This is a genomic window from Intestinimonas sp. HCP28S3_D6 (assembly GCF_052065695.1).
In the GTDB taxonomy this organism is placed as follows: domain Bacteria; phylum Bacillota; class Clostridia; order Oscillospirales; family Oscillospiraceae; genus Intestinimonas.
This window is the reverse complement of sequence record NZ_JBQHTM010000043.1, coordinates 1-15,394: the sequence shown is the minus strand read 5'-3', so window position 1 is coordinate 15,394 and position 15,394 is coordinate 1. Positions and strand designations below refer to the sequence as shown.

Annotated in this window: 8 protein-coding genes; 7 read left to right on the top strand and 1 reads right to left on the bottom strand. The window is 60.1% G+C overall.

Going from position 1 to position 15,394, the window contains the following annotated elements:
* Positions 1 to 228 precede the first annotated feature (228 nt).
* The 3 genes from ACTNBK_RS13195 to ACTNBK_RS13185 all read left to right on the top strand — a co-directional run bounded on the left by ACTNBK_RS13195 (position 229) and on the right by ACTNBK_RS13185 (position 5,609).
* Positions 229 to 2,199: an RCC1 domain-containing protein gene (locus tag ACTNBK_RS13195; RefSeq protein WP_441146744.1), complete on the top strand. Its 1,971-nt coding sequence runs from the start codon at positions 229 to 231 to the stop codon at positions 2,197 to 2,199.
* A gap of 422 nt (positions 2,200 to 2,621) precedes the next feature.
* Positions 2,622 to 4,592, top strand: a complete 1,971-nt coding sequence (locus ACTNBK_RS13190) for a hypothetical protein (protein WP_441146742.1) — start codon at positions 2,622 to 2,624, stop codon at positions 4,590 to 4,592.
* Between the two features lie 27 nt (positions 4,593 to 4,619).
* Positions 4,620 to 5,609 (top strand): toll/interleukin-1 receptor domain-containing protein, encoded by a 990-nt coding sequence (locus ACTNBK_RS13185; protein ID WP_441146740.1) that lies wholly within the window; start codon positions 4,620 to 4,622, stop codon positions 5,607 to 5,609.
* Between the two features lie 50 nt (positions 5,610 to 5,659).
* On the opposite strand, the gene ACTNBK_RS13180 is transcribed toward ACTNBK_RS13185, so the two are convergent.
* Entirely contained in the window at positions 5,660 to 7,102 is a 1,443-nt protein-coding gene (locus ACTNBK_RS13180) for a hypothetical protein (protein WP_441146738.1), read from the bottom strand.
* 416 nt (positions 7,103 to 7,518) lie between these two features.
* Between ACTNBK_RS13180 and ACTNBK_RS13175 the strand changes: the two genes are divergently transcribed.
* The 4 genes from ACTNBK_RS13175 (at position 7,519) to ACTNBK_RS13160 (ending at position 15,286) form a co-directional block, all read left to right on the top strand.
* Entirely contained in the window at positions 7,519 to 10,545 is a 3,027-nt protein-coding gene (locus tag ACTNBK_RS13175) for a hypothetical protein (RefSeq protein WP_441146736.1), read from the top strand.
* Positions 10,542 to 12,755 (top strand): hypothetical protein, encoded by a 2,214-nt coding sequence (locus tag ACTNBK_RS13170; protein WP_441146735.1) that lies wholly within the window; start codon positions 10,542 to 10,544, stop codon positions 12,753 to 12,755. The genes ACTNBK_RS13175 and ACTNBK_RS13170 overlap by 4 nt, the downstream gene beginning before the upstream one ends.
* Positions 12,756 to 12,960: 205 nt before the next feature.
* Positions 12,961 to 13,311, top strand: a complete 351-nt coding sequence (locus ACTNBK_RS13165; RefSeq protein ID WP_441146733.1) for a BlaI/MecI/CopY family transcriptional regulator — start codon at positions 12,961 to 12,963, stop codon at positions 13,309 to 13,311.
* A gap of 10 nt (positions 13,312 to 13,321) precedes the next feature.
* Positions 13,322 to 15,286, top strand: coding sequence for a M56 family metallopeptidase (locus ACTNBK_RS13160; RefSeq protein WP_441146731.1), 1,965 nt, complete (start codon positions 13,322 to 13,324; stop codon positions 15,284 to 15,286).
* Positions 15,287 to 15,394: the final 108 nt, after the last annotated feature.

The following is a 15,394-nucleotide window of genomic DNA, read 5'->3' as shown; positions in this document are numbered from 1 at the left end:
TTTCTGTGCGGCATCGGTTAAAATTGGCTATGGAAGCATAAAGAGCGGCAGAACATAACGGGGGGCAACCCGCTATGCTCCGATGATGAGTGGTTGCAGCACGCAACACCACAATAAAATAGGCTGCACCGTATTTCCCATTATACTGATGGAGCGTTTCCTTTTCAAGCAAAATTCATTGAAGCTGGGACTGGTGTTTCGCTTTGATTGGATCTTAGTCAGGCGGGGTTGAGTTACGCACTCAACACCGCTTTTTATGTTTCAGGCAATAGCCCGGGGCGGGGATTTTTCCCGCCCACTGGAGCTATCTGTCAGAACGGCGATAAACAAGAGGAGATGACTTTGGGTGAGGCACAAATTTTTTCGCGTACTTTAACCGTAATACTCACGCTGGGTATGCTTTTCGCTACACCAGCCCACGCAGAGGGAGAGACAGCCGCACCGGGACTGGATAATACAATCGCCATCGGCGGACGCATTTCCGCTTTTATCGACGAAAATGGCGGACTCTGGACGTGGGGGACCAATTATTTTGGTCAGGTGGGAAATGGCGGAGGTGGTGACTATACCGATGCCAGCGGTGTCTCTTACCAGAAAGCGCCGGTCAAGATTTTGGACAATGTAAAAACGGTTGCGATCAGCGTTTATGACCGGGCCGCTGCAGTCACCCAGGATGGCGGCCTATGGGTCTGGGGTTACAATGACTCAAAGATGTTGGGGATGGGCGACAGCGCACCCACCTATACTTACAATGGAATGCCGATCCAGGCCTCTCCCGTCAAGATCCTGGACGGTGTCGTGGATGTCACCATGGGAAGCCCCATGAGCGCCGCGCTAAAGGAAGACGGCTCCCTTTGGATGTGGGGACTCAATCGGGATGGCGTTTTGGGAAATGATTCCATCAGCGATGGAAAATCTGTGAACGGAACTCCGGTTCAAAGCACACCGGTCAAGGTCATGGATGGTGTCGCCGCCGTCAGCTGCGGGACTTGGCATACAGCTGTCATTAAAACCGATGGCTCCCTGTGGGTCTGGGGCTCCAACCGTGACGGGCAGCTGGGGATTGGTGAAGGCGGAAGCAAGGTAACTGACTCTGGCGATCCCTATCAAGATGTCCCGACCAAAGTGATGGATGATGTCGTCGCAGTCAGCTGTGGTAGCGCCCACACCGCCGCCATAAAGTCAGACGGCTCAGTGTGGACATGGGGCAAAAATTCCGGCGGACTGGGCACAGGTGATTTTATCACCCGATTCACACCAACGAAAAATATGGATGGTGGAAAAGCCGTGGCCTGCGGAGAGAGCAGCACCTTTATCATCCGGGCAGATAACTCTCTTTGGGGATGCGGGCCCAGCAATGATGGTGATTTGGGCATCAACGACACCGGCAATGAGTGGAGCAACATGAGCGGATATTTCCAGACTGTGCCTGTGCAGATCATGGAAGATGCGGCTGCGGTTTCCACTAACAGCAATGAGACCTTCGTCCTGAAGACAGATGGGACACTTTGGGCCTTCGGGAGCAACTTTAACCAGCGGCTGGGTCTGGAGGAAAGCATCGTAGAGGCATATGTCCCCACACTGGTCCCGAACCTGCGTCCCAAATTATCTGACCAGGAGGAACTGTTTACTCCGCCCGTCACGGTAGGCGGTTTCAGCGATGTGGAACAGAGCGCCTATTATGCCAACGCAGTCATTTGGGCGGTAGAGCAGGGCATTACCAGCGGCACCGGCGCCACCACCTTTAGCCCCGACGTCACCTGCACCACGGGGGAGATCCTGACCTTCCTGTGGCGGGCCAATGGCTCCCCCGCCCCTACTGGAAATAGTGCTTCTATCCCCGCTGGGCAGTATTACTCGGATGCGGCGAACTGGGCCTTGGAGCAGGGCCTGACAGACGCATTCCATGCCGATACTCCCGCCACCCGCGCTGATACAGTGACCTACCTCTGGAAGCTGGCTGGGAGGCCCAGTGCCAAAGACGCCGTAACTTTCGCCGATGTAACCTCGGGCACGGAGTACGCTGACGCCGTAGCCTGGGCTGTAGAGCAACGGATCACCACTGGTACCGGGGCAAACCAGTTTTCCCCGGATGTCACCTGTACCCGTGGACAGATTGTGACTTTCTTGTATCGCGATTTGGGCCTTGACCTTTCCGATCATGGGATTGAAGACTTGCTTGGAGACTTGTTAGAATAAAATGAATCACTTCGCCGCCCCGCCGCATGGCAGGGCGGCGGCTTTTTTCTGCCTTTTTCAGACTAGCTGCATTTCATACAAGTGTTGTTGTCTATCTCTGTTTTGCTGGATTTTTTGATACGTCCCATTGATAAGCTGACATTTTTGACTTTCGATTCACTTAGCTGCCGATTTCTTGCCCGAACTAAAAACCAGCCGCGGCAGAAAAAACATGTGCCCTGCTGCCCCGGATCCAGGAGAGGGAACGTTCGGAATGCTGGGGTTGCTCGCCTCGACGCCCATATTTTATGTGCCGATCGGATGGCTGACCCTTGAATTCAAAATCTTGACAGTCCAATTACCGCGGTCCTATAATGAAAAAACAGGAAAAGACAAAATATTTGCCGACGGGTCAAAGCGCAACAAAGCGAGGAGACGAGGTCATGAGGGCAACAGAGATCACCACACCCATGCTTCTGCTGAGTGAACAGGAGCGGCAGGTGGTAAGCGCCCAGGTGAGTCAGGGATTGAGCGACCACAAACAGAAGTCTTACGCATCGGCCGCACAGTGCTTTACCCAGGCGGCCAAGCTGGGCCATCCGGTGGCGCAGTATGTTCTCGGTGTGTATTATGCGTCGGGAATCGGCGTGACCAAGAATGAGCACGTGGCATTCCAGCTCTATCTGGAGGCAGCCCGGCACGGGAATACTGCCGCCCAGCGTCAGACGGGCGAGTGCTACCTGACTGGGCAGGGTGTGGCCGCCGACCTGGAGACGGGACTGGCCTGGCTGGAGACGGCGGGACAGGGCGGGGATGCCAAGGCGTGTGAACGCCTGGTACAGCTCTACGGAAGCACCAAGCTCCAGGATGGGAAAAAGGAGACATTTTGGCGTGCCCGCCTGGAGGAGCTCCGACCCACCAGGCCCGGTAGGGACGGGACGGCGGAGCCGACCGGCCGGAGCGCGGCGATGGCTATGCCGCCGCTGGGGCCGCAGGCCGATCTGTTCCAGAGGAGGGAGCTCTACCAGAACGGAGGTGGCCGCAGCGGGACCGCTGGGATCACCAACGGGAAGTTCTATTATCTCAGCAAGGATGACAACGGCCGCACCAAGCTGTGCGAGTCCGAACTGGACGGGAGCGGCGCACGGGTTCTGGCCGATGTGGAGGGGTACGATGGGGCCTACCTGGCCGCCACCTCGGTCAGCGTATTTCTCTATCAAACCGGCATGGACGACCACGGGAATACGGTTCTCCAGGTCAGGGAGGTGCCCCTGGACAACGGGATGCCCAGGGAGTTCTGTCTGGAGGTCGACGACTGGACCGCACGCAGTGTGTACGTATATTGCTCCAGCCTGTTCTATGTGCTGAAGCAGAAGGGAATGTGCTGCCTGTGCGTCTTTTACGCCGAGACGGCGACCCGCAGAGTGCTCTACCGCCGGGCCTCCGCGATCACGGAGGTCTACGCCGGCGCCGACTATGTGGTGTTCCGGGCGCGGTATGAAAACGGGGACCTGGCCCAGGAGGGCTGGATGCGGTACGACCTGCATACCGGGGAGGTGCAGAGTCTGGATTACGCAATTTCCCCGGAGAACGTGCTGGACCACCCTGAGTATTACGACGAGGACAGCTGGGGCTATGTGAGGGATGCCGACTGTCGGGAGCGGGACATCGCCTTTTTCGATCTGGCCCGGGAGATCATGTGGCAGAAGGAGGACGACGGCAGCACCGTCAGTCTGGTGGCCCACAGCCTGCGCGAGGCGGGGTATCCCCGCTGCCCGGAAATCCCCATCTGGCACATGGAGCAGGAGTGGTGGAGCCGCCTGTACGGAAGGACGGTCTATTTTGACGGCGACCGGATGTACTGTGCCCCCCACTATGCCAGTTTTTACTGCTGCGGCCGGGACGGGTCCGTATACCAATGGGATTTTCAGAACAACGGCCACGGCTGCTGTGAGGACTTCTGCGTCGTCGGTGATCTGCTGCTCCTGGATGGGGATGCCCACGGAGAGAAGGTATACCCGGCCGGCGTACAGCCTGCCAGACCGCTGGGGGAGAGCTGGCGGAAAAGGGCCCCTGCCTGTGAGCCGGAGGTCCCCCGCATGCAGCCCCGGCCGGTGCCGTCGGCCCCCGCTGCGCCGGCCGACCTGGAGACGGTCAAGACCCTGACGGCCACCGATGTGAAATATGGCATCCTCACTTTTGGCGCTAAGTTCCATGTGGGCTTCGGAGTCCCCGTCACCGTGGAGGTGAATGGAACGGAGTACAGCGCCAAGACGCACGGCTCTACCAAAGGCAGGGTGGACGGCGTCAAGCGGATGCTGGCCGAGCAGGGGCTTCGGGAGGGGGACGTGGTCTGCGCCTGCTACGATGCCCGGGCACAGGTCATCCGTCTGGACCCCATCCGCGCGGAATAAACAATAATATGAGAGGAGATACGCTCCATGACCGAGCTCGGCGCCGTTTTATCCCAGATCAAGCGCTGTGACACTGCAAAACCCTATGTCTTCGTCAGCTACTCCAGCCGGGACTGCGAGATCGTGTGGCCCGATGTGCTGCGGCTGCAGCAGGATGGCTGGAACGTCTGGCTGGATGAAAAGAACCTGGACAAGACCAAGGCCTCCTGGAATGAGGATGCCCTCCGTGCCATCAACAGCCGCCACTGTAAGCTGCTGCTCTTCTATGTGAGCGGTCATTCCCTGCGCAGCGAAGCCTGTCTGAAGGAGTGGGAAGAGACGAGCTCCCAGCGGACGCAGAGAAACCACCGTGGGGAGGTGCCCACCCTGGTGGTGGAGGCCGAGCCCATCGACAATATCATTCACTACTGTGACAAGGTACAGATGCAGATGGAGGAAGAGATCGAAGACGATGCCCGCTTTGACAAAGAAGTGGACGTGCTGTACGATTTCCGGGAGAAGCTGTTTCAGAATTCCAACGACCGGGTACGGATCCGCGCCAAGAACACGCCGGGTGGGAAGATTGATTATTACGAGGATATCCAGCGCAACTTCCCCAACACCCTGACGCCGCGCACGGCTGGGGAGACGGAGGAGTCCCCTGCCCAGACGGCGGAGAGCCCCCAGCCCGCGCCTGCGGCTGCTTCGGCAGAGGCTGAACAGAAGCAGCCGGAGGCCGCCCCCGCGCCCGCCGCGGAGACGGACCTGCACACTGTCAAGACGCTGGGGCCCACGGACATCAAGTACAACATCTGCACCTTCGGCTCCGGGTTCCACATCGGCGCGGGCGCCGCGGTGACCCTGGTCATGGAGGGGAAGCGCTATGAGCGCAAGATGCACAGCGTCACCAAGGGCCGGGTGGACGGCCTGAAGCAGCTCTACGCCGACCACGGCTTGAAGCTGGGCGACGTGCTGGATGCCCGGTATTCCGTGGCGGAGCACACCATTTACCTCACAAAGAAAGAAACGGCACAGTGACAAAACACGCCCGGCGTCTGAAAGGACGCCGGGCGTGTTTCTATATGCGGTCATTTCGTATTTACCGGTGGGATGGACAAAAGGACCCGGATGTTCTCCCGGTCCTTCTCTTTGGACGGCTGGTCCAGATCCCGGTAGGGGATGAGATCGGTGTGGAGCCGCCGGACCGGGTCCTTCCGCTTCCCGTTTTCCGGCGTGCCCAGCCGCCAGTTGTTCAGGTAGTGATACCGGCACCAGCGGATGTGCTCCAGCTCGGCCAGTAGCTCCATCTGATCCGTGGATAGCTGGGCCGGGTCGGCAGGCCAGCCCAGAGCGGCCATCATGTTCAGCCGGATGTCGTGGTAGTCGGCGCAGCTGATGTTGGAGTAGCGGGTGAAGGCGTCCAGCGCAGCCCACTCCGCCTCCCGGGCGGCGGGGGTCTCCTCCACGTTGTTGTAGATGTGGGCGTAGCGCAGATTGATCTGCTTTGCCTGGAGGAGCAGGGTTTCCCGGAGGATCAGGTCGGGGTCCAGGGCCCTGTCCAGCCAGGGGAAGACCTTCAACGCTCCCTCATGGGCCAGCAGGTCGGCGGCGGGGGAGCCGTCCGTAAAGATCACCAGGTTCTGTTCCGGAAGGGCTAAGAGCAGATCCTGGGCTTCGGCGGCCTGGACTTCCTGGGGCAGCAGCAGGGTCAGATGGGACCGGCGGAGCAGGTCCAGGCTCTCCCACCAGGGTTCTTCGTGGAAGATCACAGGGTCACCCAGCCGGTCCAGCTGGGTGTGAACGGCGGCAAAGCGGCCGTCCCCGCCGAAGATATGGTATTCGATGTGCTGGTCGGGCTGGAAGATATTGTCCAGCAGGCCGTAGTACAGCAGGTCCTCGCCCAGCCGCCCGAAGCCCAGCAGCACGACGGTCAGCCGGTGTCCGTGGGCGGCGGAGAGGGGATAGAGGGGGTGCTCCTTCCAGAACAGTCGGGCGCCAGTCTCCTCTGGGCTAAACAGGTGTAGCCGGGGCGAGGAGACCGACTGAGGCTGTATGTCGGCGCATTGCAGGAATACGTCGGCGTCGGGGTGGGTGCGGATAATCTGGCGACACAGGTCAAAAGATGTTCCATCGTCCCCCAGAAGGATGTATTGGCGGGCCGGCAGGAGCCGGTCGCCCCCACGGGTGCCCCGTCGGCCCAACCGCTCTGTCAGCCGCTCGGCGGACTCCTCGGGGCCGTAGACCACCACGCAGTCCCCCAGCCAGCAGCGGAGCAGGCAGCGCGCCTGGTCCCGGATGGCGCGCAGGGCCAGCATGATCCCGCTGACCGTGGTGATGGGGGCCAGCCAGCGGGCCAGCTCCACGAACAGGTTCACGGGCGGGTCACCGTAGTTGAGCACGTACATGCTGACACAGCTGAACAGGGCATCCAGCAGCGGCTCTCCGGCCATGCCCCAGAGGCCAATCATGCCCAGGATCAGCGGAAGAACGACCAGGAAAAGCTTTCCTATTCGGAGCGGGATATTTTTCATGTGTGACCCTCTCTCTGCGTGGAATGTGACGGACATATGGTCTGTGGGCGACCCGGTCGAATAAAGCCATATGCCACTCTTTTCCATTATACAGCGGCGTACGGCGGGCCGCAAGACGGTATAGATGCTGGAGGGCTGATCACTGCACTGCGGCTGCGGCGCATGTCGGTGATTTGAACCTGCGCATCTCCCGTCGAAGGATGCCGGGCACCAGGATGGATACGGAAAAGCAATGGCCTGTTTCTGTACGGGAAAGGTGCTGTTTATAAGTAAATTCGGAGCTTTTTTCAATTTTGAACAGGGATAGATAAAATTGACAGTCCTTTGTGAGCGCAGTATAATGCTGTACATATAGTGTCGCAAGCCGGATCTGCTCGCCATTTCGCGGCAGGCCCAGGAAATAAGGAGGGACACCAGTGACTGAGTTTGAACGAAAGCGCGTGTTAGATGTTCTAACGGCAAAAATTCGTGCGAACGAGTGGGGATCCATCAAGCTGAACCAGGTTTCCCCGATCCTTCAGGAGGAGGGGATCGACCGTTCGATCTACGGAGGAATCGGTCCCAAACGTTGGTTGGGTGAACATTTCCCTGAGCTTGTCATCGACGGCAGCAACGGGATGGAAACTGTGTATCTGGCCGAAGATTCGGAGGCCCGGGAGCTGCGGAAGATTGCCTCCGTCCTGGAGACGTGGGTCAAATCGGAGGACCCTGTCCTCTTTGCCAATATCCCGGAGCGGCTCAAGACCCAGTGTGGCATCGACTATCACAAATATGCGGAAGGAAAGGGGCTGCAGCAGTGGCTGTTCTCCACCTTTCCTCAGTTTGATAAGAGCGAAGACGGGCGTCTCCTAATCTTCAGAGCGGAGCAGGCGGTGCCTCAGCCGACGGACAGTGCGGAAGAGATCCGCCAGATGCATGCCGTCGCGTTTATGAACTGGTGGAACATCAACACCAGACAGCTTCATCAATACAATACGTTTGAAGGTATGAAAGACAGCGAGATCAGAGATGCTGTGGCCCACCAGATGGGTGCCGCCCTGCTGGGGCAGAACGGTCTTCTGCTGAGCGCTGTCGAGGATGACCCCTCCAGACTCGCCTTCCCTACCGGTCTTACCACCAGCGGCGGAGAGATGATCTATTGCGTACTGGAGGTCAATCCCCGAAATGAGAACGGTTTGAAGCAGCACTTGCGCCTGGCGGGGTTCTGCTATCCGGATGAGCCGGCGGAAAATGGCCTGGGCAAGTGGCTTGCCGAGCGCTTTGCGCTCTCTTCCCACCGATTCCCTGTGGCCGATTATGGGCAGCTGCGGGATCAGATCGAGGCGCTTGAATCTGCCAGAGAGGAGTTGCTGTCCCAGGTAGAGGAGTACCTGCGGGCCTTGAACCGGGGGGAGGCTCCCGTGGCTGCTCTGGGCCAGCGGATCGGCGACTATGGGCGCCGGTGGTCGGATCTGGAGCGTATGCTGAGAGATTTCCCCTCCCTGCATGCCCTGCGGCCGCGGACCCTGCACACGCTGGAGGAGAAGCTGGACGAATGCGACGGGTGCGCTGAACTGGCGGCCCAGGCGGCCTCCGCCATGGACGAGGTGATCACCGGGGTCTGCCGTCTGTATAAGGCCAACCACCTGGGTGATCTCCGGGACGCCACGCCGGAGCGGGACCGGGAGCGACTGCATGCGATGTGCGGGCCCGAAGCCGGAGGGACGGATGCTTCGGCCCTTCTGACCATTCTAAGACCGTATCAGAAGCTGCTGGCCGTGATGAAGGCCCAGGTCTACCAAGAGGCAGAGGATGCATTGGAGGAGGTCACCGGGCACTTTACGGAGATCTCCTACAAATTTGCCACCCAGGTGCTCATTGCGTCCAGGGAAGAGGACTATCGCCCCCTGCTTGACCTGGACCGCATTGAGGGCTTGGTCCGCCAGTGCATGACGGTGGCCGCCTCCGGGGAGAGGGCGGATAGCCGGCCCGTGGAGCCCATGGATGCGGACGAGCTGTTGGATCAGGCGCTCCGCCGGGAAAGGGATTGGCCGCTGCGCTGGATCACCTGTATCAGCGGCCTCATGCCGGAGGACGAGCGGGAACAGGCCCTGGTCCTGGGCGACGAGGAGTCGCTCCGTCGTCTGCTTACCGCACCGGACTATAAAAAGCTGGAGCATGTCACCATGGAGGCCACACCCTTTGGGGCCGCTTCCCGTCTCCTGGCGGTCCAGGGCAACCGGGACCGCTTGGCGGAAAAGTACCTTCTTCTCGGTCTGCAGTACGACCAGGAGCGGTGCGTTCCCGTTTTGTACCGGCTTTACAGAGAGGCCGACCAGAGAGCTCAGTTCGAGGCCCTTTGGAACCAGTACAGCAAAAAGCTCCCATACAGTGATGATGATCTGATCTATTGGTTCACGATCCGCAGCGCCGATCCCAGCTCAGACGGCGCCTATCTGGACGAATTGGAGGCCTTCTTGGCCGAGCATCCGGATCGGCGGAAAAATGACCGCCTGAAAAAATACCTCCAGGATCTGACACCGCAGCTCCAATACCGGCCGGCGGCCTTCTGGAGTTGGCTGGGTGTGGGCTCGACACCCAGCAACACCTTTGAAAGCGCCCTGGAAAACAACGACCTGGAGCGGATCTATGCTGCTCTGGACGACGAGCCCGGAATGCACGTCATGGGGTATACTGAGGAGGAGATTGGACAGATCCGAGCGGCGCTGGGCCGGGACCTTCCGTCAGGTATGGACGCCTTCTCCAAGGCGCTGCGGGTCCTGTCTGTCCAAAAGAACAAAAACGGTACGGCGGAAAGATTGCTGTGGGCGGCTGTTTCGTCCACCAAGGCGGCCCTGTTGCTGTTTGACCTTTATAACGAGAAGGGGGACTCCGCAAGTGTCTGCTGGCTTGTGGAGCACCTCTCTATACGCCTTTCAGAGCAGGACACCCGGAGCGGCGCCTATATCCGGAGCCTGATCGAGCAGCACCAGCGGGGGACCTTGGCTGCGTTTATGAAGCTGCATCCTACACTCTTGTATCGGGAGGGCGTGCTCGACGAGCTGGCCGCCGACGAGCGGGAGCAGCCGGAGCGGGAGAAGATCTGGACCCCGCTTCAAGCCTGGCACGCCTCCCATCCCATCTCCAGTGGCTGCACATTCGAGAAGGCGTTGGCAGAAGGCGACCTTGCCGTCGTGCGGGACTGCCTGGCCCAGCCTGCGCAGATGGAGGCGTGGGGCTATCCCGAGCCGCTCCGGGAGCAGATAGAGCATGCGCTGGAGCAGTCCACTGCGCCGGAACAGGGCGAGCAGGCCGCCGCCCTGCGGATTTGGACGTTCCAGGGGAACCTGCACCGCTTCTTGGAGGGGTATCTGTATCAGAGCCTGGAGAAGGGACAGGGATGGAGCTATCAGGAGCTGTTCCGGCTGATGTTCGAGGAAAAGCGGTACAGGGAGGCGATATGATGAGAGGATTGGAGATGTGTTTTGGCGGTTCTCCCATACCCAACAGCCTGATCTCCGGGCCAATGGGGCTGGGCAAGACAACGTTGATCCAGGACTATTTTAACCGGGAACGCTGCCAAACGCTGGCCAGGGAAAAGAAGATCCTGGTGCAGCCTTGTAACTTCATGAGCAATCTGCTTTCAACCGATCTGATGGTGCTTTCTACACTGACCAGGGCGGTCGAGTCAAGCCTGCGCAATCTGGACCGGGACGGAGAGGACTACCGGCGGCTGAGTGCGATGTTTGAAGACGCTAAGAAGAATGAGGAGTCCGAAAATTCCAAGAACCAGGATACTGAGCCCGATCCGAAAAAAGAATATGTGAAGAGCCTGCTCCTACTGGAGAAGCTCACCACGATTCTGCGGACGGAAGGCTACTCCGTGACGCTGATCCTCTATCGCTTTCAGCAGCTGACCTGTTCCGAGGCCTGTGCCACGGATACCTTCTCCGCCATGGCCTATCTGGCCCAGCAGGGATTCATCTCCTATATTGTGGTCACGGATTTCTCCATCCGTGTGGGCACGAAAAATTATGTGCTCTCCAGCTTCGAGCGGATCCTGCCTGAGCCGCTGATTCCCGACGGCGTGACGGGTAAAAAGGCGACTGCCGCACTCCAGAGTGCCATCAAAAGCATGCTGGCCAGCTGGGAGGAGGACGAGGATGAGGCCATCCAGTTCACAGACGAGGAGCTGGCCGAGCTCTGGAAGCTGACCGCCGGTATTCCGGGTCTGCTCCAGCGCAGCCTGAAGGCCCTCTATCGGTGCCGGAAGGAGGAGGCGGGGGCCCTGACAGGGGAGAGACTGCAATGTGTGGCCCTTGCGAGCTGCCGGGACTTGATGCGGCAGTGGACCAAACACCTGGACGAACCGTGCTGGGATACGCTCGAAGCCATCCTGGACAGCGGGAGGGATGCGGATATCACCAAGGCCCTTCCCCGGGAGAAGGAACGGAGGCCTGAGCTGAAGGACAGCGGTCTCATCGTCCAAAACGAGAGCACCCAGACCTGGCGGATGATCTGTCCCCTCTTCGAGCTGTACCTCCGGGAGGAACTGGGACGTCCACAGAGCCCGGAGGATGGTCTAGTCGACGGTAAGGAGAAAGGGGGCATTGGGGATGGGGGCACGATCAGCGTGAATATCTATCAAGTGGATGAGCAGAACATCACCCATGTGTCCGGTGACTATCTGGCCGACGGGGCGACGAAGCACGAGCAGAACGTCCAGATCAACGCCGGCCTCATCTCGGCGGAGGAGTTTCTGAACCGTCTGGGGGTTGGAGATCTGGCTCTGGGCGGGAACTCCGGCCAGCCGGCGCTGACCCAGAAGGAGAAGTTGGATAACTACTTTCGGCTCAACCAGCGGCTGCACCAGTCCGCTGAAGGTGCTGTCCAAATGCTGGACACCGACGATGAGCAGGAGAATGACCACAGGCTGGACCTGCTCATCGCCCAAGCGGGGCAGGAGATCCTGCCCGACGTGGACCCGAATACGCTGGAAAGCGGCTGCCTGATGAGCATCGAGCGGCGCTTTGCCGACGTCCGTGCCTGGATGAAGCTGGAGGAGGAACTCAACGACCGGATGATGCAGTCCCTGAGTCCGCTGTGCAGATTTTATGTGGAGGCTGCCCTGGTGGTGGAGGACCATATGGAGAGCATCATGTCCATGCTTCAGGATTACTCCACCCATCTGGTGATGTATGGGAAATGCCTGGAGCAGAGCCTGCGGGACGGTCTCTTTCTCCTGCTGAAGACCCACCAGGACTTCTGTGACTATAATACCTACCGCCACTGCGATACCCGGGGAGACAACCGGACCTTTGGGGCGATGCGCAGTGAGACCAACGCCATGCTGGGCACCTTCTACTACATGCTCAATGAGAGAAAGCGTCAGCTCGGCGCCCTGTGCGCGCAATGCGGGGTGACGGTGCCCGGTGTGGTGGATGCCCCCATGCCGGAGAGCGACTGGGTCCAGTGGTGGCGTGACTTTGCCCAAAAGGTGCGTGCGGCCAAGAACATCCGCAACCGGGTCCACGCGGGCGGCAAATCTCCCACCAAGGGAGACCTGGACGACCTGCGCCGGAACACCTTCGGCATGGACGGCGTGCTGCATTTGAGCCAGGTCGGCCGTGTCCTCACCTCCAAGCTGGGGATCGAAGCCCGTCCGGTATCGTAATGCTCTTCCATTCGGATCAAATGCCACGGATATCAACACTGGCACCCGCCGCAGTCTTTTAAGACTGCGGCGGGTGCCAGTGTTTTTGTTTTGCCTCGGCTGGAAACGAGAGACGTGATTCACCGTTTTTCCCTATTGACTTTCCCTGTCTAATGGGATAGACTATCGCCAAGGAGTCTATCCCATTAGACAAAGGAGGCTGACCATGGAAACGCCCAAGATCTTTGAGAGTGAATATCGGTTCTGTCTCATCCTTTGGGAGCATGAGCCGGTGACCGCCGCCGAGCTGGTGAAGCTGTGTCAGGCCCAGCTGGGGTGGAAGCGGACCACCACCTATACCGTCATCAAACGCCTGGGCGAGCGGGGCGTGGTGCAGAACAAGGACGGCGTAGTCACTGCCCTTGTCTCCAGGGAGGAGGCCCAGGTGTCCGAGATCGACGAGCTGATGGAGAAAAAGTTCCAGGGCTCTCTGCCCGCCTTCCTCGCCGCCTTTGCCCGACGGCAGGACCTGTCTGAGGAGGAAGCGGAGGAGATCCGGCGCATCATCGAAAAGTGAGGAGGGGGCCATGGAAGCGGTATTTCTGAAGCTGGTCAACCAGAGCATCGCCGCCGGCTGGCTGGTGCTGGCGGTGGTGGTGCTGCGGCTGGTACTCCGAAGGGCGCCCCGGTGGAGCTTCTGCCTGCTCTGGGGCCTGGTGGCCCTCCGGCTGATCTGTCCCTTCTCTGTGGAGAGCGCCCTGAGTCTGGTCCCCAGCGCCCGGACCCTGCCCCCAGAGATCCTCTACGCCGCTGCCCCCCAGATCAGCAGCGGTATCCCCGCCCTCAACAGCGCGGTCAACCCTGCCCTGGCGGCCTCCCTGGCTCCGGCGCCGGGGGCCAGCGCCAACCCCACCCAGATCTGGTCCTTTGTCCTGGCCCGCCTCTGGCTGGCGGGGATGGTCCTCCTGCTGCTCTATGCCCTGGTCAGCTATCTGCGCCTGCGGCGCCGGGTGAGCACTGCCACCCTCCTCCGGGAAAATATCCGGCAGAGCGAGTGGGTGGACACCCCCTTTGTCCTGGGCCTCCTGCGGCCGGTGATCTATCTGCCCTACCGGCTGGAGGACCGGGACCTGGCCTATGTGATCGCCCATGAGCGGGCCCACATTCGCCGGGGCGACCACTGGTGGAAGGTGGTGGGCTTCGTGCTCCTGGCGGTCTACTGGTTCCACCCCCTGCTGTGGGCGGCCTATGTCCTGCTGTGCCGGGACATCGAGGGGGCCTGTGACGAGAAGGTGATCCGGGAGCTGGGGCAGGAGGACCGCCGCGGATATGCCTCCGCCCTGTTCCGCTGCGGCGTCCGCCGCCGGACCGTGGCCGCCTGTCCGCTGGCCTTCGGCGAGGTGGGAGTCAAGGCCCGGGTGAAGGCGGTCATGGGCTATCGGAGGCCGGGGCGCTGGCTGGTGGCGGCGGCACTGGTGATCTGCGCTGTGGCGGCGGTGTGCTTTCTCACGGACCCTCCCGCCAGCCGCAGCTTTCCCATGGGCGGAAACGGAGTGTCGGATCTGGAACCCCGGCAGATCGTGGAGCAGATCAAAAGAATCGAAGAGCTGGGCGGCGGAGCGGAGCCCTATGTGAACGCCGATCAGTTCGATCTCCTGCTGACGTCCGACTTTCAGTGGGATGGCTCGGGAGCGGTCCGGTTTTTCTATTTCAGAGATCAGACCACGTACAGTGCCCAGCTGAGGCTGTTCACAGAAGAGCGGCAATATTTTGTGACGGAAGCCCAGGAGTGGCCGGAGCAGAGCCGTGTTTTCCGGCTGCAAGATTATCTGGACGCCCTGAAGTATATGCCTCAGATGGAGATTCGGCGGCTCTCACCGGATGCGGATGGGTACTCCGTGGTCATGATGGAGAACGGTACCCCCAGTGATTCGATGCGGAGCATCACCTATGACGCCGGCGGGGTGGGGAGGCTGGATGGCTGGTACATCCATCTGGCGGTGCTGCCCCTGCACGAGGACCGCAGCAGCTCCGGCGACGAGACCATCCATCTTTTTTATGGCGCGGAGGAGGGCTCGGCCGGCCCTTCCGTCACCAAATGGGTGGACTACACCCAGGCCCCGGATGAGATAGACTGGGATGGGGAACTCACCGCCCAGCTCCCCCAGTTCCCCGGCGTGATCTTCCACTACACCCCTGATGAGGTCACTGCCGATGCTGGGGAAGGGGGAGAGCCGTTGGTCCACATCACGGGCATGCCCATCTGGAGCGTCTACTTCTGCGACCTCACCGGGGACGGCCTCCCCGAGCTCTGCGCCGCCCTCAGTTGGGGCTCCGGCATGGTGGATAACCGGGTGGTCATCTACGATTACGCCAACGGGGCCAGTTATGGACTGGAGGATCGGGGGAGCTACGACTACACCCTGCGGTATGACGCCGGGGAGGACTGCCTCTGGGTGGAGCAGCGGGACTATGAGAGCGGAGAACTGGTCTCCTCTGGGCGGCTGGTCTATGAGGACGGGTGCATCCAGGTCCCGGGTCTGGAGACTTAGGGAACCTCTGAATAAAAGCCTTTATCCTGTTTCTACTCAATGTATTAGCCGCCATTTGCGCTTGGTTAAGGTGATTTCAGTGCAAAATAGCCATTATTTATCTGCTTT